This is a genomic window from Streptomyces sp. PR69, from assembly GCF_026420845.1.
Lineage (GTDB): Bacteria > Actinomycetota > Actinomycetes > Streptomycetales > Streptomycetaceae > Streptomyces.
On record NZ_JAOWCB010000035.1, the window covers coordinates 25,176 to 43,179 of the forward strand.

At 72.6% G+C, this 18,004-nt stretch carries 19 protein-coding genes; 10 read left to right on the forward strand and 9 right to left on the reverse strand.

Annotation, left to right across the window (positions count from 1 at the left end; all coding sequences use genetic code 11):
* Window positions 1-52: 52 nt before the first annotated feature.
* The 4 genes from OF819_RS24850 to OF819_RS24865 all read left to right on the forward strand — a co-directional run bounded on the left by OF819_RS24850 (window position 53) and on the right by OF819_RS24865 (window position 5,643).
* The gene (locus tag OF819_RS24850; protein WP_267245858.1) at window positions 53-679 is read left to right on the forward strand and encodes a TetR/AcrR family transcriptional regulator; all 627 of its coding nucleotides are present in this window, start codon (window positions 53-55) and stop codon (window positions 677-679) included.
* 161 nt (window positions 680-840) lie between these two features.
* Window positions 841-3,063 (forward strand): molybdopterin oxidoreductase family protein, encoded by a 2,223-nt coding sequence (locus tag OF819_RS24855; RefSeq protein WP_267245859.1) that lies wholly within the window; start codon window positions 841-843, stop codon window positions 3,061-3,063.
* Between the two features lie 87 nt (window positions 3,064-3,150).
* Window positions 3,151-4,545, forward strand: a complete 1,395-nt coding sequence (locus OF819_RS24860; protein WP_267245860.1) for an aldehyde dehydrogenase family protein — start codon at window positions 3,151-3,153, stop codon at window positions 4,543-4,545.
* Between the two features lie 18 nt (window positions 4,546-4,563).
* Complete coding sequence (locus OF819_RS24865) at window positions 4,564-5,643, forward strand: Zn-dependent alcohol dehydrogenase (RefSeq protein WP_267245861.1); 1,080 nt, start codon at window positions 4,564-4,566, stop codon at window positions 5,641-5,643.
* Window positions 5,644-5,697: 54 nt separating this feature from the next.
* On the opposite strand, the gene OF819_RS24870 is transcribed toward OF819_RS24865, so the two are convergent.
* Together OF819_RS24870 and OF819_RS24875 are read right to left on the reverse strand one after the other, a co-directional pair.
* Complete coding sequence (locus tag OF819_RS24870) at window positions 5,698-6,291, reverse strand: TetR/AcrR family transcriptional regulator (protein WP_267245862.1); 594 nt, start codon at window positions 6,289-6,291, stop codon at window positions 5,698-5,700.
* Window positions 6,292-6,337: 46 nt separating this feature from the next.
* Window positions 6,338-7,141, reverse strand: coding sequence for an SDR family oxidoreductase (locus OF819_RS24875; protein WP_267245863.1), 804 nt, complete (start codon window positions 7,139-7,141; stop codon window positions 6,338-6,340).
* Between the two features lie 172 nt (window positions 7,142-7,313).
* On the opposite strand from OF819_RS24875, the gene OF819_RS24880 reads away from it, so the two are divergent.
* The 4 genes from OF819_RS24880 to OF819_RS24895 all read left to right on the forward strand — a co-directional run bounded on the left by OF819_RS24880 (window position 7,314) and on the right by OF819_RS24895 (window position 10,845).
* Window positions 7,314-8,597, forward strand: coding sequence for a DUF1343 domain-containing protein (locus tag OF819_RS24880; protein ID WP_267245864.1), 1,284 nt, complete (start codon window positions 7,314-7,316; stop codon window positions 8,595-8,597).
* A 90-nt stretch (window positions 8,598-8,687) separates the two neighbouring features.
* Entirely contained in the window at window positions 8,688-9,425 is a 738-nt protein-coding gene (locus OF819_RS24885) for an erythromycin esterase family protein (RefSeq protein ID WP_267245891.1), read from the forward strand.
* 117 nt (window positions 9,426-9,542) lie between these two features.
* Window positions 9,543-10,205: a hypothetical protein gene (locus tag OF819_RS24890; RefSeq protein WP_267245865.1), complete on the forward strand. Its 663-nt coding sequence runs from the start codon at window positions 9,543-9,545 to the stop codon at window positions 10,203-10,205.
* A gap of 178 nt (window positions 10,206-10,383) precedes the next feature.
* Window positions 10,384-10,845 carry a MaoC family dehydratase gene (locus OF819_RS24895; protein ID WP_267245866.1) on the forward strand — a complete coding sequence of 154 codons (462 nt, stop codon included), beginning with the start codon at window positions 10,384-10,386 and terminating at the stop codon, window positions 10,843-10,845.
* A 224-nt stretch (window positions 10,846-11,069) separates the two neighbouring features.
* Here OF819_RS24895 and OF819_RS24900 read toward each other — a convergent pair whose 3' ends face one another.
* A complete protein-coding gene (locus tag OF819_RS24900; RefSeq protein ID WP_267245867.1) occupies window positions 11,070-11,693 on the reverse strand; it encodes a TetR/AcrR family transcriptional regulator in 624 nt (207 codons plus the stop codon).
* A gap of 196 nt (window positions 11,694-11,889) precedes the next feature.
* On the opposite strand from OF819_RS24900, the gene OF819_RS24905 reads away from it, so the two are divergent.
* Both OF819_RS24905 and OF819_RS24910 read left to right on the forward strand, forming a co-directional pair.
* Entirely contained in the window at window positions 11,890-12,534 is a 645-nt protein-coding gene (locus OF819_RS24905) for a TetR/AcrR family transcriptional regulator (protein ID WP_267245868.1), read from the forward strand.
* 42 nt (window positions 12,535-12,576) lie between these two features.
* Window positions 12,577-13,206, forward strand: a complete 630-nt coding sequence (locus OF819_RS24910) for a winged helix-turn-helix domain-containing protein (RefSeq protein ID WP_267245869.1) — start codon at window positions 12,577-12,579, stop codon at window positions 13,204-13,206.
* Here OF819_RS24910 and OF819_RS24915 read toward each other — a convergent pair.
* The 6 genes from OF819_RS24915 to OF819_RS24940 form a co-directional block, all read right to left on the reverse strand.
* On the reverse strand, window positions 13,187-14,422 hold the full coding sequence (locus OF819_RS24915; protein ID WP_267245870.1) for an acyl-CoA dehydrogenase family protein: 1,236 nt from the start codon (window positions 14,420-14,422) through the stop codon (window positions 13,187-13,189). The two genes, OF819_RS24910 and OF819_RS24915, sit on opposite strands and share 20 nt — an antisense overlap.
* 9 nt (window positions 14,423-14,431) lie before the next feature.
* Complete coding sequence (locus tag OF819_RS24920) at window positions 14,432-15,457, reverse strand: phosphotransferase family protein (RefSeq protein WP_267245871.1); 1,026 nt, start codon at window positions 15,455-15,457, stop codon at window positions 14,432-14,434.
* A gap of 157 nt (window positions 15,458-15,614) precedes the next feature.
* Window positions 15,615-16,547, reverse strand: coding sequence for an MBL fold metallo-hydrolase (locus OF819_RS24925; protein ID WP_267245872.1), 933 nt, complete (start codon window positions 16,545-16,547; stop codon window positions 15,615-15,617).
* A 118-nt stretch (window positions 16,548-16,665) separates the two neighbouring features.
* On the reverse strand, window positions 16,666-16,962 hold the full coding sequence (locus OF819_RS24930) for a hypothetical protein (protein ID WP_267245873.1): 297 nt from the start codon (window positions 16,960-16,962) through the stop codon (window positions 16,666-16,668).
* Window positions 16,963-17,258: 296 nt separating this feature from the next.
* Window positions 17,259-17,600, reverse strand: coding sequence for a DUF202 domain-containing protein (locus tag OF819_RS24935; RefSeq protein WP_267245874.1), 342 nt, complete (start codon window positions 17,598-17,600; stop codon window positions 17,259-17,261).
* A complete protein-coding gene (locus OF819_RS24940) occupies window positions 17,597-17,989 on the reverse strand; it encodes a YidH family protein (RefSeq protein ID WP_267245875.1) in 393 nt (130 codons plus the stop codon). Before OF819_RS24940 ends, OF819_RS24935 begins: the two co-directional genes overlap by 4 nt.
* Window positions 17,990-18,004: the final 15 nt, after the last annotated feature.

The following is an 18,004-nucleotide window of genomic DNA, read 5'->3' on the forward strand; positions in this document are numbered from 1 at the left end:
GTGTCGGCGGCATCGGTGAAGGCCCGCCATATGACGGCGTGCGGACGGCATGATGGGGCGCGTGTCCCCTGTGGAGCCGCATGCTCATCTCCGCCGTGTGCCCGTACAGCAGCGCAGCGCCGACCGGCTGGCCCGGATTCTGGACGCCTGCGCCGAACTGCTGGACGAGTGCGGATACGAGGAGCTGACCACGCGTGCGGTCGCGGAGCGCGCGGGCGTGCCCATCGGCTCCGTCTACCGCTTTTTCGGCAATAAGCGTGCCCTGGCCGATGCGCTGGCCCTGCGGAATCTGGACGCCTATGCCGAGCGGATCACCCGCCGGATCGGCGGGCTGCGGCCGGGCGACTGGCGGGCGGCGCTGGATGTCGTACTGGACGAGTATCTGGCGATGAAACGGACCGTGGCCGGTTTCGCCCTGGTCGACTTCGGCGCGCAGATTCCGGTCGGAGCACCCGCGGACGGCCCGAACCATCAGGTCTCCGACCTGCTGCTGGAGCTGCTCTCCGGCCATCTCGGGCGGGTCGCCGACCCTGAGCTGCGCCGCGCGATGCTGGTCTCGGTGGAGGCGGCGGACGCGCTGCTGCAGCTGGCCTTCCGGGTCAGCCCCGCGGGGGACGAGGGCGTCGTCGCGGAGACGAGGGAACTGCTGCGGGCCTATCTGGCCCGGATTCTGGACTGATCCGGATTCTCGGCTGATTCCCGCGGGCTCCGGTGACCCCGGCGGGTGCCCGCGCCTGTGTGCGGCGGGCGCGCCGCAAGGGGTTCCCGCACCTACGTACCGGTCGGTATGGTGAGTGCGTCCCGCGCGTCACGCTGCCGCCGCCCCCATGTGGAGGAGCCATGTCCCGCACCCCCGCCGCCCGGACCGCACTGCGCATCTGCCCCCTGTGCGAGGCGACCTGCGGGCTCAGCCTCACCGTCGAGGACGGGCGCGTCACCGGGGCGCGCGGAGACCGGCACGACATCTTCAGCCGGGGCTTCATCTGCCCCAAGGGGGCGTCGTTCGGCGAGCTCGACGCCGATCCCGACCGGCTCCGCGCCCCCCTCGTACGCAGCGGCGGGCAGCTGCGCGAAGCGAGCTGGGCGGAGGCGTTCGACGCGATCGCCGCCCGGCTGCCGCCGCTCGTCGCCGAGCACGGCCCGGACTCCGTCGCCGTCGTCCTCGGCAACCCCAACGTCCACACCATGGCCGGGGCGCTCTACCCGCCCGTCCTGCTCTCGCTGCTGCGCACCCGCAGCCTCTTCACCGCGAGCACCCTGGACCAGATGCCCAAACACGTCTCCAGCGGTCTCCTCTTCGGCTCCGCCACGGCCATCCCCGTCCCCGACCTGGACCGCACCGCGCATCTGCTGCTCCTCGGCGCCAACCCCGTCGAATCCAACGGCAGCCTGTGCACCGCGCCCGACTTCCCCGGCAGGCTCAAAGCACTCCGCAAACGCGGCGGCACCCTCACCGTCGTCGACCCCCGCCGCACCCGCACCGCACGGCTGGCCACCCGCCACCTCCCCATCCGGCCCGGCGCCGACGCCCTGCTCCTCGCCAGCCTCGCCCATGTCCTGTTCGAGGAGAAGCTCACCGGCCTCGGGGCCCTCGAAGAGCATGTCGAAGGAGTGGACGAACTCCGCGAGGCCCTGCGCGACTTCACACCCGAGGCCGTCGCCCCAGCCTGCGACATCGACGCCGAGGACATCCGCTCCCTCGCCCGCGAACTCGCCGCCGCGCCGTCCGCCGCCGTCTACGGACGCATCGGCAGCAGCACCGTGGAACACGGCACGCTCGCCAGCTGGCTGGTGGACGTCCTCAATGTGCTCACCGGCAACCTCGACCGCCCCGGCGGCGCGCTCTTCCCCCTCGCCGCCACCGACCGCGCGCCCCGCCCGCCCGGACCGGGCAAGGGCTTCGCGCTCGGCCGCTGGGCGAGCAGGGTCGGCGGCCACCCCGAAGCCAAGAGCGAACTGCCCATGGCCGCTCTCGCCGAGGAGATCGACACTCCCGGCGCCGGGCGGATTCGCGCCGTGCTCGCGGTGGCCGCCAACCCGGTGCTCTCCGCCCCCGACGGCGACCGGCTCGACCGGGCGCTGGCCGGAGTCGACTTCATGGTCAGCGTCGATCCGTACCTCAACGAGACCTCACGCCACGCACATGTCGTGCTGCCTGTGCCGCCGCCCTCCCAGAGCCCCCACTTCGACTTCGCCTTCAACGCTCTCGCCGTCCACAACCAGGTGCGCTACACGCCGGCGCCCGTGCCGCTGGAGCCCGGGCTGATGGACGAATGCGAGATACACGCCCGGCTCGTCCTCGCCGTGTGCGGGATGCACGGCCAGGACCCCTCCGCGCTCGACGACACGGTGATCGCCACGACCCTCGGCAAGGCGGTCGCCGACCCCTCCTCGCCCGTGCACGGCCAGGACCCCGACGCCGTCGCCGCCCGGCTCACCGGCCGCACCGGGCCCGAGCGGCGGCTCGACATGATGCTGCGCCTCGGACCGTACGACCTCACCCTCCAGCGCCTGCTGGAGCGGCCCCACGGCATCGACCTCGGCCCGCTCAAGCCCCGGCTGCCCGAGGTGCTCAGGACCCGCAGCGGCCGGATCGAACTGCTGCCCGCCCCGATCGCCGCCGATCTGCCCCGGCTGCGGCGCGCACTGTCCGAGCGGCCCGCCGGTCTCGTCCTGGTCGGCCGCCGCCATCTGCGCTCCAACAACAGCTGGCTGCACAACGTGCCCTCGCTGAACGGCGGTTCCAACCGCTGCACGCTCCATGTCCACCCGGCGGACGCCCAGCGGCTCGGCCTGCGCGACGGCGAACCGGCCAGGATCGCGGCGGACGGCGGACAGGTGACCGCCCCGGTGGAGATCACCGACGCGGTGCGGCCCGGAGTGGTGAGCCTGCCCCACGGCTGGGGACACGACCGGCCCGGCACCCGGATGAGCGTCGCCGCCGCGCACCCCGGGGCCAATGTCAACCAGCTCCTCGACGGCTCCCGGCTCGACCCGCTGTCCGGCACCGCGGTGCTCAACGGCTTCCCTGTCGAGATCACGCCTCTGGCACCGTCAAACTAACAGCGCTAGTTTGACGGTCCGGCCCGATGCGCCCGTACGATGCGGGCGCATCGTTTCCGGTCGGTCAGGAGCTTCGGAGGGAGCGCGATGAAGGCGCACGACGGCATGTACATCGACGGCCGGTGGACGCCCGCGGCGGGACCGGAGTCCATCGCCGTGGTGAACCCCGCGGACGAGCAGGTCATCGCGCAGGTGCCGGCGGGCGACGCCCGGGACGTCGACGCCGCCGTACGCGCCGCCCGCGCCGCCTTCCCCGCCTGGGCCGCCACCCCGCCCGCGGAGCGCGCGGCGAAGCTCACCGCGCTGCGCGACGCGCTGGCCGCCCGCAAGGACGAGATCGCCGAGACCGTCACCGCCGAACTGGGCGCGCCGCTCGCGTTCTCCCAGAAGGTCCACGCCGGGCTGCCGCTGCTGGTCGCGGGCTCCTACGCGGAGCTCGCCGCCTCGTACTCCTTCGAGGAGACGATCGGCAACTCCACGGTGCTCATGGAGCCGGTCGGCGTCGTCGCCGCCATCACACCGTGGAACTATCCGCTCCACCAGATCGTCGCCAAGGTCGCCCCCGCGCTGGCCGCAGGCTGCACCGTCGTCCTCAAGCCCGCCGAGGACACCCCGCTCACCGCTCAGCTCTTCGCCGGGGCCGTCCATGACGCCGGGCTGCCCGCCGGAGTGTTCAACCTGGTCACGGGGCTCGGAGCGGTCGCCGGGCAGGCGCTGGCCGCCCATGGCGACGTCGATCTGGTCTCCTTCACCGGCTCCACCGCGGTCGGCCGGCAGATCGGCGCCACCGCCGGCGGCGCGATCAAACGCGTCGCCCTGGAACTGGGCGGCAAATCCGCCAATGTCATCCTGCCCAGCGCCGATCTGGAGAAGGCCGTCAAGGCGGGCATCGCCCATGTCATGGCCAACTCCGGCCAGACATGCAGCGCCTGGACCCGGATGCTGGTCCACAAGGACCGCTACGAGGAGGCCGTCGCCCTCGCGGCCGCCGCGATCTCCGCGTATGCGCCCGGCGAGCGGATCGGCCCGCTGGTCAGCGCCAAGCAGCAGCAGCGGGTGCTCGGCTACATCCAGAAGGGCATCGCCGAGGGCGCACGGCTGGTCGCGGGCGGCCCCGACGCCCCGCGCGAGACGGGCTACTACGTCAGCCCGACCCTGTTCGCCGATGTCACGCCGGAGATGACCATCGCCCAGGAGGAGATCTTCGGCCCCGTCGTCGCGATGATCGAGTACGCGGACGAGGACGAGGCCGTACGCATCGCCAACGGCACCGTCTACGGGCTCGCGGGCGGCGTCTGGGCGGGGGAGGAGGCAGAGGCCGTCGCCTTCGCCCGGCGGATGGACGCGGGCCAGATCGACGTCAACGGCGGCCGGTTCAACCCGCTCGCCCCCTTCGGCGGCTACAAGCAGTCCGGCGTCGGCCGCGAACTGGGCCCGCACGGGCTGTCCGAGTACCTCCAGACCAAGTCCCTCCAGCTCTGACAGGGAGTTCCGCACACCATGGTCCGCGCCGCCGTTCTGCCCTCCATCGGCTCCCCGCTGGAGATCACCGAGATCGAACTGCCCGAGCCCGGCCCCGGCCAAGTGCGCGTCCGCCTGGCCGCCGCCGGGGTGTGCCACTCCGACCTGTCCCTGTCCAACGGCACCATGAGAGTGCCCGTGCCTGCGGTGCTCGGCCACGAAGGCGCGGGCACGGTCGTCTCCGTCGGGCCGGGCGTCGGCCATGTGGCCCCCGGTGACGGCGTGGTGCTCAACTGGGCGCCGTCCTGCGGCGGCTGCCACCACTGCGGCATCGGCGAAGTGTGGCTGTGCGCCAAGGCACTCGCCGGGGTGGGCGATGTCTACGCGGTCACCGCGGACGGCGTCGAACTGCACCCCGGCCTCAACGTCGCGGCTTTCGCCGAGGAGACCGTCGTCGCCGCGGACTGCGTGCTGCCCGCCCCCGCCTCCGTGCCGCTCGCCGACGCCGCCCTCCTCGGCTGCGCCGTCCTCACCGGCTATGGCGCGGTGCACCACGCCGCCCGGCTGCGCGAGGGCGAGTCGGCGGCCGTCTTCGGCGTCGGCGGAGTGGGTCTCGCCGCGCTGCAGGCCGCCCGGATCGCGGGCGCGGAGACGATCGTGGCCGTCGATGTGTCCCCGGCGAAGGAGGAACTGGCCCGCGCCGCGGGCGCTACCGACTTCCTCCTCGCCTCCGAGACCACGCCCAAGGAGATCCGGGCGCTCACGGCGGGCCACGGCGTGGACGTCTCCATCGAATGCGCGGGCCGCGCCGCCGCCATCCGCTCCGCCTGGGACTCCACCCGCCGCGGCGGCCGCACCACGGTGGTCGGCATCGGCGGCAAGGACCAGCAGGTCACCTTTAACGCCCTGGAGATCTTCCACTGGGGGCGCACGCTGTCCGGCTGTGTGTACGGCAACTCCGACCCCGCCGTGGACCTTCCCGTGCTGGCGGAGCACATCCGCGCGGGGCGGCTCGATCTGGGCGCGATGGTGACGGAGCGGATCGCGCTTGACGCCATCCCGGCCGCGTTCGAGAACATGACGGCGGGCAAGGGGGGCCGGGCGCTGGTGGTCTTCTGACGGTCCCGTACGGCCTGAGGCGCGGGGGGCCGGGGGCGGAGCCCCTGGACGGCATTACGGCCGCAGCGCCCGCATCAGAAGGTCCGCCAGGTGGTCCGCCACCTGCTGGGGGCTCAGCGGGCCGTCGGGGCGGTACCACGTGGACAGGTGGTGGACGGAGCCGAAGTGGTAGTCGACGACCAGGTCAGCCGGGGTGGCGGAGGAGAACACCCCGCTCTGCTGGCCCTCCTCGATCAGCGCCCGGAACCGCTCGTGGTACCGGCGGCGCTCCGCGCGGACCTGCTTGTGCTTCTCGGGGCTCAGATGGTGCATGGAACGGAAGAAGATCGCGGCGTCGTCGAGATTGGCGATGGTGGTGACGACGACATCCGCCGCGGCCGCGCGCAGCCGCGCCTCCACCGGCTCGTCGGCGTCGGCGAAGGCGTCCAGCCGCTCCTGCTGGAGGCGCAGCATCCGTGCGTACACCTCGTGGAGGAGGTCCTCTTTGGAGCCGAAGTAGTGGTAGAGCGCGCCCTTGGTGACGCCCGCGGCCTCGACGATCTCCTGGACCGACGTGCGGTCGTAGCCCTGCTCGGCGAAGAGCCGGGTGGCGGCGGCCAGCAGCCTCTGCGGGACGGGTGCGCCGCTCCCGTCCGTCGTCCTGGCCATCGCCATCGCCGCTCCCTGCCTTTCGTCGAGTGTTCGTTCGCTGCTCTTACCGGCGGAAACCTGGTTCCCGCCCGGGAATCTTCCCATCCGTCAGCGTCTCTTCCCACTTCTGCTGAATGTGGTTCATCGCGGTGAGCCAGCGGTCGGGGTCCGTCGCGCGGGTCTCGTAGTATCCGGCGACCTCGGGGTGGGGCAGGATCAGGAAGCGGTCCGCCTCGATGCCGTCGAACAGCGCGTCGGCCACATCCTCGGGCTCGATCGCGGTGGGCGCGAGGACGAGTTCGCCGGCCGATCCGGCGGCCGTGAGCATATCGGTGCGTACGCCCTGCGGGCAGATGGCGTGCACCTTGATCCCGCGGTGGCGGTAGGTGAGGGAGAGCCACTCCGCGAAGGCGTAGGCGGCGTGCTTGGACGCGCTGTAGGGGGCGGCGCCCACCATGGTGAGCAGTCCGGCCGCGGAGACGGTCGAGATGAAGCGGCCGCTGCCGCGCTCCAGCCAGCCGGGCAGCAGTGTGCGGGCGGCGCGCACATGTGCCATGACGTTGACGTCCCAGGCGGCCGCCCATACGTCCTCGCCGGCGAAAGCGTCGCCCGGGGAGGCGAGTCCGGCGTTGGCGCAGTAGACGTCGACGGTTCCGCCGAGGGCGTCGCGGGCCTCTTCGACGATGTGCGAGGCGTCGCCGGGGACGGCGAGCGCGCCTGTCTCGTCGGCGATGGCCTTGGTGCGCTCCGGGTCGAGGTCGTTGACTGCGACGCGGGCCCCTTCGGCCGCGAATCTGCGGGCGAGCGCCGCGCCGATGCCGCCTCCCGCGCCCGTGACCACGACCCTGGCGCCCTGCACGCTGCTCATCCCGGCCCGTCCTTCCTCTTCGGCTTCGTCCAGGGCGCAGACTAACCGGTCGGTATGCGATGGAGAAAGGGTGCGGGAGTACACCGCGGGGATCGTTCCGCCCGAGGCCCGTTCACGCTAGCGTGCGTGGCCATGACAGAGAGTGTGTGACGGTGCGGCGGAGGTGGGCCGAATGAACCTGTCGAGACGAGGGCTGCTGGCGACGGGCGGGGCGCTCGCCGCGGGCGCGGCCGGGAGCGCGGGGGCGGCCAACGGCGTGGGGGAGGCCGACAGCGTGGGGGTGGCGAAGGCACGCTCCGGCCGCCGGGTGCGCACCGGCTTCGAACAGCTCGCGGACGACGGTTACGCGCCCCTGTCCGGCGAGCGCATCGGCGTGGTCACCAATCCGACCGGCGTCACCCGCGACGTCCGGCACATCGTGGATGTGATGCACGCCGACGAGCGGGTGAACCTCGTCGCCGTCTTCGGCCCGGAGCACGGCTTCCGCGGCACCGCGCAGGCAGGCGGCTCCGAAGGCCGCTACGACGATCCGGCGACCGGACTGCCGGTCTACGACACCTATCTGAAGCGGGGCCGGCCGCTGGCAGACATCTTCACCGGGGCGGGCGTGGACACGGTGGTGTTCGACATCCAGGACGTCGGGGCGCGCTTCTATACGTACATCTGGACGCTGTACGACTGCATGGAGGCCGCGGAGCTCGCGGGGAAACGGTTCGTCGTGCTGGACCGCCCCAACCCGGTCACGGGCCGGGCGGCCTGCGGGCCGGTGCTCGACAGGGAGTTCGCGACCTTCGTGGGTCGCGAGCCGATCGCCCAGGCGCACGGGATGACGGCAGCCGAGCTGGCCCTGCTCTTCAACGCGGAGTTTCTGACCCGGCCCGTGGAGCTGGCGACCGTCCCCATGGCGGGCTGGCGGCGCTCGGCGTTCTACGACGAGACCGGTCTGCCCTGGGTGCCGCCGAGCCCCAATATGCCCACCCCGGACACGGCGCTCGTCTATGCGGGCACCTGCCTGTTCGAGGGCACCAACCTCTCGGAGGGCCGGGGCACCACCCGCCCCTTCGAACTCCTCGGCGCCGAGGGCGTCGACCGCCGCTGGGCCGAGGCGGCGAACCGGCTCGGCCTGCCCGGGGTGCACTTCCGGGAGGCGTACTTCACCCCGGTGTTCTCCAAGTTCCAGGGCACGACCGTCGGCGGCGTCCAGCTCCATGTACACGACCGGGAGGCCTACGACCCCGTCCGCACCGGAGTCGCCCTGCTGGTGACGGCGAAGCGCGTCTGGAGCGGATTCGCCTGGCGGCCCGATCACTGGATCGACAAGCTGACCGGCTCGACGACGGTCCGCACGCTGATCGACGCGGGCGCGGACCACGACGAGGTCGCCGCGGCATGGCAGGAGAAGCTCTCGGAATTCCGGCGGGTACGACGGCGGCATCTGCGGTACCGGCGCCGCTGAGCCGGGAGTGCGCCAAGCCGCCGCCGGGGGGCAGCCCCCCCTCATGACGGGGGCCGGCCGGCTGGCCGCACCCCCGGCCGGTTCCGCGAGCTGTACCGGGCCTCGTGGCCCACGGCCGGAGTGGACGCCTCCATCACGGCGCATATGCGCACCCCGCTCGCCGAACGGCGCGCCATGGCCGGCGATGTGCGCGAGGCATACGCGCTGCTGGAACGGCAGCCGCCCGGCCCCGACCGCACGGAGCACGCGTGGGTGCTTCAGCACGCTCAGGCCATCGCCCAGACCGGCACGGAGTGGTCGTACGACCTCTTCACCTCCGACGGCAGCCGGGAGGCCATGCGCTACCGCGACCGGGTCATGGCGGAGAACACCGTGTGGTGGCAGCGGATGACCGGGCACCGGATGCTGCTCTCCGCGCACAACGGCCATGTGGGATACGAGAGCAGCGACCCCGTGCACTATCCGAAGCTGCAGGGCGCGTTTCTGCGCGACATGGTCGGCGACGCCTACGTCAGCCTTGGATTCACCTTCGGGCAGGGCTCGTTCAACGCCCTCGATCTGACCGATCCGGCAGAGCCGCTGCGGCGGTTCCGCGTCGGACCCCCGGCGCCGGGCAGCACCGAGCGCACCCTGGAGCGGGTGGCGCGCTGTGACTACTGGCTGGACCTGCGCACCGCCCCGGCGGCGGCCCGCGCCTGGCTGGCGGTCGCGCGTCCGACGCGGAGCATCGGCACGGCCTGGCCCGACGAGGCCCGCCCCGTGCGGCCGGCGTCCACATACGACCTACTGATCCATCTGCACCGGGTGACCGCGGCGGAGCGGCTGTAGCGGCAGACGGCCGCCCGGGTGGCTGATGGCGGCCATCGGATTTTCGATGGAGCCGGATCGGGCACTCGTACGTCCATTCCTTGACGCCGAAGAACGAGCGACGGAGGTGGCAGTGCGATGGCCGGTTTCCGGAGTCTTGCGAGACAGGTGCGCGACACTCGGTGCGATCTGGCGCTGCGGCGCTATTCGCTGCGCAAGTGCCTGGAGCGGTTCGCCCCTTATGGGCACCGTGCGACCTGGGACCATCTGTGCGCGAGGCACAGCTTCGGCCCCGAGGACAGGCAACCCGATCCGGCGCGGCTCGTGGCCGCGCTTGAGGAACTGGAAGAGGCGCGGGCCGTCTGGCTCGCGTACGAGGAGAAGTTCGCGGTCCGCCGCAGGCGTGAGAAGCAGGCGGGGCTGCGCAGACCGGGGTTCATCGACGACTGGCACCGCAGGACCTGGGGCGGCAACGGGGTCGCCCGCTGCGACAGCCCGGCGGCCCATCCGACGGCGCACCTCGGCGAGGTGCTGCGGCGGCTGACGGCGGCACTGGAGGCCGAGCCGGGGGCGGCCTGTCCGGTGTGCGGGGGCGCGGACATCGTCTGGCGTCAGGATCTCACGTGCGAGCCGTCGTTCGGCCCGGTGTGCACGAAGTGCGGCATCGTGGTGCCGCAGCCGGTGCTCACGCGCGAAGCCGTGGACGCGGCGAAGCGGGCGGCGGCGGTGCGGGGGACGGCGGTACGGGGGACGGCGCCGGACAAGCGGGGGACGCAGGGGGCCTTGGCGTCGGTGGCGTAAGCGCGGGGGCGCTGACGTACTGGACATACTGGATGCACTGAACGAACCGGCGCGGCGCGAGGGCGGACCGCGGCGTCGTCGCGCCCCCGCGCCGGGCCGGGCCGTTGACAGGCCCCGCCCTGACCCGCATGCTGAGCAAGCGCTTGCACAGTGATCGCGACGGGCAGGGAGCAGGGACATGGCCGAGCCGAGGGTCTTCACCTCCGCCGACGAGCTGCGTGCCGGGGTCGGGGAGCAGTTGGGGCACAGCGACTGGCTGGAGATCGAGCAGAAGCGGATTGATCTGTTCGCCGAGGCGACCGGCGATCACCAGTGGATCCATGTCGATCCGGAGCGCGCCGCGGCCGGCCCGTTCGGCGGCGTCATCGCCCATGGGTATCTGACGCTGTCCCTGCTGCCGGTGTTCGTGCCGCAGATCCTGCGTGTCGAGGGCATGACGATGGGCGTCAACTACGGGGCCAACAAGGTGCGTTTCCCCGCACCCGTGCCCGTCGGCTCACGCCTGCGCGCTACCGCCGTGCTCAAGGACGTCACGGAGGCGGGCGGCGGGGTGCAGGTGACGGCGGTCGTGACCGTCGAGCGTGAGGGCGGGGAGAAGCCGGTGTGCGTGGCCGAGACGGTGTCCCGCTACTACTTCTAGCGCCGCGACCGGCGATGTTCACCCGTCAAGGAGCGTCATCCGGCGCCGGGGCGTACCTCCCTGGCCCGCAGGGCCCAGGTGGAGTGCGGGGCTCCGCCCCCAGCCCCCTCCGGGGGAGGGCTGCGGGGCTGTCGCCCCGCGCCTCCAGGGCGTGAAGGAGGAGACCCGTCGACCGTGCCAAGGCCCGCCGGACATGGGCTGAGCCCGCTTCCGGCGCGCCGTCGTCACTTCGGCGCGCGGACCATCCGCAGGACCAGGTCGGCGTAGAGCGCGCCGACCTCGTCCGGCGTACGCCTGCCCGCGACATTGAACCAGCGCGCCACATCGATGCAGAGCGAGAGCACCGCGACGGTCGTCCCCGGCACGTCGGGCACGTCGAACTCGCCGGACTCCACGCCCTCGTTGAGGATGCCCCGCACCACGGCGTCGCTGCGGCGGCGCAGGCCGACGATCTCGGCGCGGTGGGCGTCGCTGAGCGCGTCCAGTTCGTACTGGACGACCCGCGCCGTGTCATGCCGCCCCGCGTGCCAGCGGACGAAGGAGCGCACGGCCTCGGCGAGCCGCTCCGAGGGGGTGCCGCCGGAGGCGTCGGCCGTCTGGAGGATCTCCAGCGCCTTGTCGTGGCCGATGCGGCTGATCCGGTGGAGCAGCTCTTCCTTGGTCTTGTAGTGGATGTAGAGCGCGGCCGGGCTCATCCCGGCCCGGCCCGCGATGTCGCGGGTCGTGGTGGCGTGGTAGCCGCGCTCCGCGAAGGCCGCGACGGCGGCGACGAGCAGCTTTCTGGCCGCCTCGGGAGTGACCTCGCCCCATGGCGCGTCCTCGCGGGCCGTCTCCTCCGCCGCAGTCATCGTCCTTCGCCCCTTCCGCACTGTCAGGACGAACACCATACCGCGACGGTGAGCAAGCGCTTAGAGTCTGCGCAGGTCAGCGTGCGTCCGAATCGAGTCAGGATCGCGCCGAATCGCGTCAGAGCGCGTCAGAGCGCGTCAGACCGCGCCGGATCGCGCCGGATCGCGGAGTCCCCGTCGGGGCAGAATGTGCCGCATGGCCCGACCGCGCAAGCCCCTCCTCAGCCGAGAGCTCATCGTCGAGAAGGCGAGCGCGCTCGTGGACGCCGAGGGGCTCGACGCCGTCTCCACCCGGCGGCTCGCCGCGGAGCTCGGCGTCAGCGGCCCCTCCCTCTACAACCACTTCCGCAACAAGGACGAGATCCTCGACGCCGTCGCCGACGCGATCAGCGCACAGGTCGATCTGTCGATGTTCGACGAGGACGACGGGCGGGACTGGCGCACCGCGCTGCACGACTGGGCCGTCTCCTACCGGGCCGCCCTGCTGGCCCACCCCCACACCGTGCCGGTGCTGGCGCGCGGCCCCGGCCGCAGGCCGGCCGGGCTGCGGGTGGCGGACGCCGTCTTCGGCGCGATGGTCCGCGCGGGCTGGCCGCCCGCGCAGGCGACCCGCATCGGGGCGCTGATGCGGTACTTCATCACCGGCTCGGCGCTCGGGTCCTTCGCCGCCGGTTTCGTCGATGACTCCTCCGCCTACGACCCGGCCGACTATCCGCATCTCGGCCAGGCCCATCTGCTGGCCGACCGCAGAGACCGGATCGACGAGGGGGCTTTTGAGACCGGTCTGCGCGCCCTGCTCGACGGGCTGGAGCTCCAGCACCGGGCGCTGACCCGCCGCTGACACTTCGGCCGCGGCCGAAGTGTCCATGCGCCAGGGTGGGGCATGGAGCCGAGCCGACTCGCCGCGCTCGCGGCGCTCCTCGCGGACGGGACCCGCGCCGCGTTCTGCCTGGCGCTGCTCGACGGACGCGCCTGGACGGCGGGCGAACTCGCCCGGCACGCCGGGGTCGCCTCCTCCACCGCCAGCGAACACCTCGGCAAACTCGTCACCGGCGGCCTTCTCGCCGAGGAGCGGCAGGGCCGTCACCGCTGTGTGCGGCTGGCCGACGACCGTACGGCGTATCCCGTCGAGGCGCTGGCCGCGCACACCGGCCCCGTGCCCGCAGGCCCGCCTCGGTCCCTGGTGGCGGCGAGCGCCCGCGACGCCATGGCCCGCGGCCGTACCTGCTACGACCACCTCGCCGGGCGTGCTGCTCTGTCTGCCGGCGGCGGCCGGCTACGCGGGCGGGGCGATGGCCCAGAGCGCCGGCCCTGGTGGTGGCGATGTCCTGGCCGACGCTGGACGAGGTGCCGGGGGTGTGGACGCTGGCGGGCGGCGCGGTGTGCCTGGCGGGTGTGGCGGTCTCCCGCAGCCGGGGCGCCGCCGCGGCCCCCGCGCTCCAGCAGCCGCCGCGGCCCGGTCCCCGGGCCCCCGCCCTCCGAAGCCCCGTTCGTCAAGCGGCGGAGGGGCTGACGTCGCCGTACCGCTTCAGCTCCCGCCGCGCCAGCGACCTCTGATGCACCTCGTCCGGCCCGTCCGCCACCCGCAGCGTCCTCGCCGCCGCCCACAGCTCCGCCAGCGGGAAGTCCTGGCTCACCCCGGCGGCCCCATGCAGCTGCACCGCCTTGTCGAGGATGTCGACCACCGCACGAGGGGTGGCGATCTTGATGGCCTGGATCTCGGTGTGCGCGCCCCGGTTGCCGACCGTGTCCATCAGCCAGGCCGTCTTCAGCACCAGCAGCCGGAGCTGCTCGATGGTCACCCGCGCGTCGGCGATCCAGTTCTGGACGACGCCCTGCCGGGCGAGCTCCTTGCCGAAGGCCGTACGGGACACCGCCCGACGGCACATCAGCTCGACGGCCCGCTCGGCCATGCCGATCAGCCGCATGCAGTGGTGGATGCGGCCGGGACCCAGCCGCGCCTGCGCGATGGCGAAGCCGCCGCCCTCCTCGCCGACGAGGAAGGACGCCGGCACCCGCGCCCCGTCGAAGACGACTTCGGCGTGCCCCCCGTGGGAGTGGTCCTCGTACCCGTACACCTGCATCGCCCGGCGGACCTCGACGCCCGGGATGTCGCGCGGGACGAGGACCATCGACTGCTGACGCCGGATGTCGTCGCCGTCCGGGTCGGTCTTGCCCATCACGATGAAGATCTTGCAGTCGGGGTTCATCGCCCCGGAGATGTACCACTTGCGGCCGGTGACGACATACTCTTCGCCGTCGCGCTCGATCCGCGTCTCGATGTTCACCGCGTCCGATGAGGCTGCCTCCGGCTCCGTCATCGCGAACGCCGAGCGGATCTCACCGGCCAGCAGCGGCTCCAGCCACCGCTTCTTCTGCTCCTCGCCGCCGAACTGCGCGAGCAGCTCCATGTTCCCCGTGTCCGGGGCCGCGCAGTTCAGCGCGGCGGGCGCCAGATGCGGGCTGCGGCCGGTGATCTCGGCGAGCGGCGCGTACTGGAGGTTGGTCAGCCCGGCCCCGTACTCCGGGTCGGGGAGGAACAGGTTCCACAGCCCCTGCCTGCGGGCCTCGGCCTTCAGCTCCGCCATGACGGGCGGGGTGTCCCAGGGTGAGGCGAGCGCGGCGCGCTGTTCGCGCTCGACCTCCTCCGCCGGGTGGATGTGTTCGTCCATGAAGGCGAGCAGCCTGGCGCGCAGCTCCTCGGTGCGTGCGTCGAATGCGAAGTCCATGAGGGCGTCTCAGCCTTCCTGAAGGGTGGACAGTCCGTGTTCGATGAAGAGAGGGACGAGTTCGCCGATCCTGTCGAAGCCCTCGCCGACGGTCTGGCCGAGGGCGTGGCGGTAGTGGATGCCCTCAAGGATCACGGCGAGCTTGAACCAGGCGAAGGCCGTGTACCAGGCCACCGCGGAGGTGTCCCGGCCGGAGCGCGTGGCGTACCGCTCGATCAGCTCGGCGGGCGACGGGTGCCCGGGGGCTTCGGCTGTCGTGCTCACGGGTGAGGAGGCCAGCTCCAGCGGCACGCTGTACATCGCCAGCAGCCCCAGATCGGTGAGCGGGTCCCCGAGCGTCGACATCTCCCAGTCGAGCACCGCGGTGATCCGGTCGCGCTCGCCGACGAGGACATTGTCGAGCCGGTAGTCGCCGTGGATCACGGTGGCCGCGGGGGAGCGGGGGAGAGCCCGGCCGAGCGCCGCGTGAAGCTCGTCGACGCCCGGCAGCTCCCGGTTGCGGGAGGCGTCGAGCTGCTTGCCCCAGCGGCGCAGCTGCCGGTCGAGGAAGCCGTCCGGCCGCCCGAAGTCGCCCAGGCCGACGGCCTCGGGGTCGACCGCGTGCAGCTCGACCAGCGTGTCCACCAGCCGGAACACCGTGTCCCTGGTGCGCTCCGGGCCCAGCGGCGCGAGCTGCTGCGCGGTGCGGTAGGGGGTGCCCGCCATGAATTCCATGACGTAGAAGGGCGCCCCGAGCACCGAGGCGTCCTCGCACAGCAGCACCGGCGCGGGCACCGGCACGGATGTCGAGTGCAGCGCGCTGATCACCCGGTGCTCCCGCTTCATATCGTGCGCGGTGGCCAGCACATGCCCGAGCGGGGGCCGCCGGACCACCCAGCGGCTCGTCCCGTCCGTCACGGCGTACGTGAGGTTCGACCGGCCCCCCTGCACCAGCTCCGCACGGAGCGGCCCTTCCGCCAGCCCGGGCCGTTCACGGTCGAGCACCTTCCGGAGCTCCTCCGGGTCGAGGCCGGGGGGATGGGGCGCGGAGCACATACGCATACCTCCGATGCGGGGCGGACGGACGGCCGGCAGATCCCGACCATGATGACCGACCAGTCGGTATGTCGTCCAGAGGGGCCGCCCAAGCGCGGGAGGCGAACCGCTTGTGTGCGTGTTGCGTGTGTTGTGTGCGTTGCTCGTGTTGTGCCTGTTATGCGTGGCAGGCCACCGGCACCCCGCCGTTCATCGCCGTCATATCCCCGAACACCGCTGCCGGGTCCAGCGGCGACCCCTCGGGCAGGCCCTCCAGCTCCGCGTACGCCCGGTGCAGATTCGCCGCCAGGCGTTCGCTCTCCCGCAGTTCGGCGAAGGGCCCGAGGTCCGCCCCGCGCGCCGTTTCCAGCGGACTGAGGCCCTTCGCCCGACCCTGCTCGGCCAAGTCGGCCACAAACCGCAGATAGCGTTCGGTCGCGTCGTAGGCGGACGGGTCCGTCACCGGGCCGTGGCCCGGGACCACGATGTCCGCGTCCAGGGAGCGCAGCATGTCCAGCGCGCGCAGCGACCCGCTCAGCGAGCCGACCGGCACAAAGGGGGTGCCTCCCTGGAAGACCAGGTCGCCGGTGAAGACGACCCGCTGGCTGGGCAGGTGCACCACGGTGTCGCCGAGGGTGTGCGCGGGGCCGCCGGGGTGTATGAGGCGCACCTCGATATCGCCTGCGTGCAGGGTGAGGCGATCGCGGTACGTCACCGACGGCACGGTGATCCGGATGTCGCCGAAGTCGTTCTGCGGCCAGAGCAGATGCAGCTGGCGGTCCGCCGCGAGCGCTTCGCTCCGGCATGCCTCATGGCCGACGACGACCGCGGTGTCCGTGAAGACGCAGTTGCCGTACGTGTGGTCGCCGTGGTGGTGGGTGTTGATCACGGTGCGCGGCAGCGGCGCGCCGCTCGCCAGCACCGCCTGGCGCAGCGCCCGCGCCCGCCGCTCGGTGGCGGCGGTGTCCACGAGCACGGTCGTCTCTCCGTCGCTGACGAAGCCCGCGTTGTTCAGGCACCATCCGCCGTCGGGCTGGACATAGGCGTGGACGTGCGCGTCCGGCTGGTCGCCGGGTGTGAGTCGTACGGTGTACGGGTCTGCGGCGGGCATGGCGATCCCCCGGGGTGTCGTCGGTGAACTGGCCGGTCAAGCCTGCCAGTTGACGAATCCCCGGGGGAAGAAGGGCTTCCGGCGCGCCACGGTGGCCCTCCGGGCGACGGCCGGGACGTCAGTGGTCGTCCCAGTGCCCGTCGTGCGCGGCGTGCCGGTGCCCGTCGTGGACGTAGTCCACATGGTCGCCGTGCACCACGGCAGGATGACCGCATCCGTCGCCGTGTTCATGGACATGGCCGCTGTGCTCGATGTGCTCACCGGGCTCGCATTCGTCCCAGTGGCCCGCGTGCGCCTTGTGGAGATGTCCGTCGTGGGCGTAGTCGACATGGTCGCCGTGCGGGACTTCGGGGTGGCCGCAGTCGGGGCCGTGGGCATGCTCGTGGGCAGGGTGCTCCTGGTGTAGAACGGTCATAGTCCTCACCTTGCTGGAAATGGTGATGTTCTTCCGTAATCCAGGCTAATCGCTCAGCGTCGCATCGGCCGGACGACGGGCCGCGCCGGGTGAACGGCGTACCTCGTACGCACCGCCCGCCGCCCCGCCGCCCCGCCGCCCCGTCCCTCGGCCGCTGACCGCGCCGCGCCGGTTCGCGGCCGGTCGGGGGCGCCCTGCCCTGGCAATCGACGCCGGTGGACGCGCTGCGGCGAACTGCCCGCGGAGTGCTTGACCCCTGGCCCCGCCGCCCGGCCGGATGGCCGCACCGCGCGGGATCAGCCGATGGCGACCATCACGCACCCGGCCAGGGCCAGCCCCAGCACACATCCCGTCGCGGCGAGCGCCGCCCGGTGCGAGAGCGGGTCCGGGCGCGGCGAGGCCGCCGCCCCTATCCGGCGGTGGGCCACCGCGAGAAAGCAGAGCCACACCGCCGCCATCACGGCCACCGCCGCTGCGCCGACGGCCGTAGGGCCGGGCTGAACCGCGCCCTTGCCCGCGAGCACGGCGACGACCGTGCAGGTCAGCGTGGTGCGCCGCCAGGCGAGCCGGGTCCGTTCCGGCTGCAGCCCGGGGTCGCGCGCGGGTGCCGGGCCGTCGCCCGGCCCCCGTCCGCTCACCCCGCGCCCTCCCACGCCACCACCGCGGCCATCGCCAGCGACACCGCCCCGATGGCCAGGGCCAGCAGCACGGGAAAGCGTGAGACCGGCAGATCCTCGCCACGGCGCATCGCGCGCTCACAGCGCACCCAGTGATTGACCGCCCGCACCGCGCACAGCACACCCGCGCCGATCAGGGCGAGCGCCAGGCCCACGCGTACCCCGAAGCGCAGATCCGGCAGAAACTGGTCGACCGCGAAACCGCCGCCGATCAGCGCCAGAGCCGTCCGCAGCCAGGCCAGAAACGTGCGTTCGTTGGCGAGTGAGAAGCGGTAGTCCGGTGTGTCGCCCTCCTCGCTGATGCGCTGGGGCGCGAACCACAGCCGCAGACCCTGTACGAAGTCACTCACGCTCGCACCTTACGC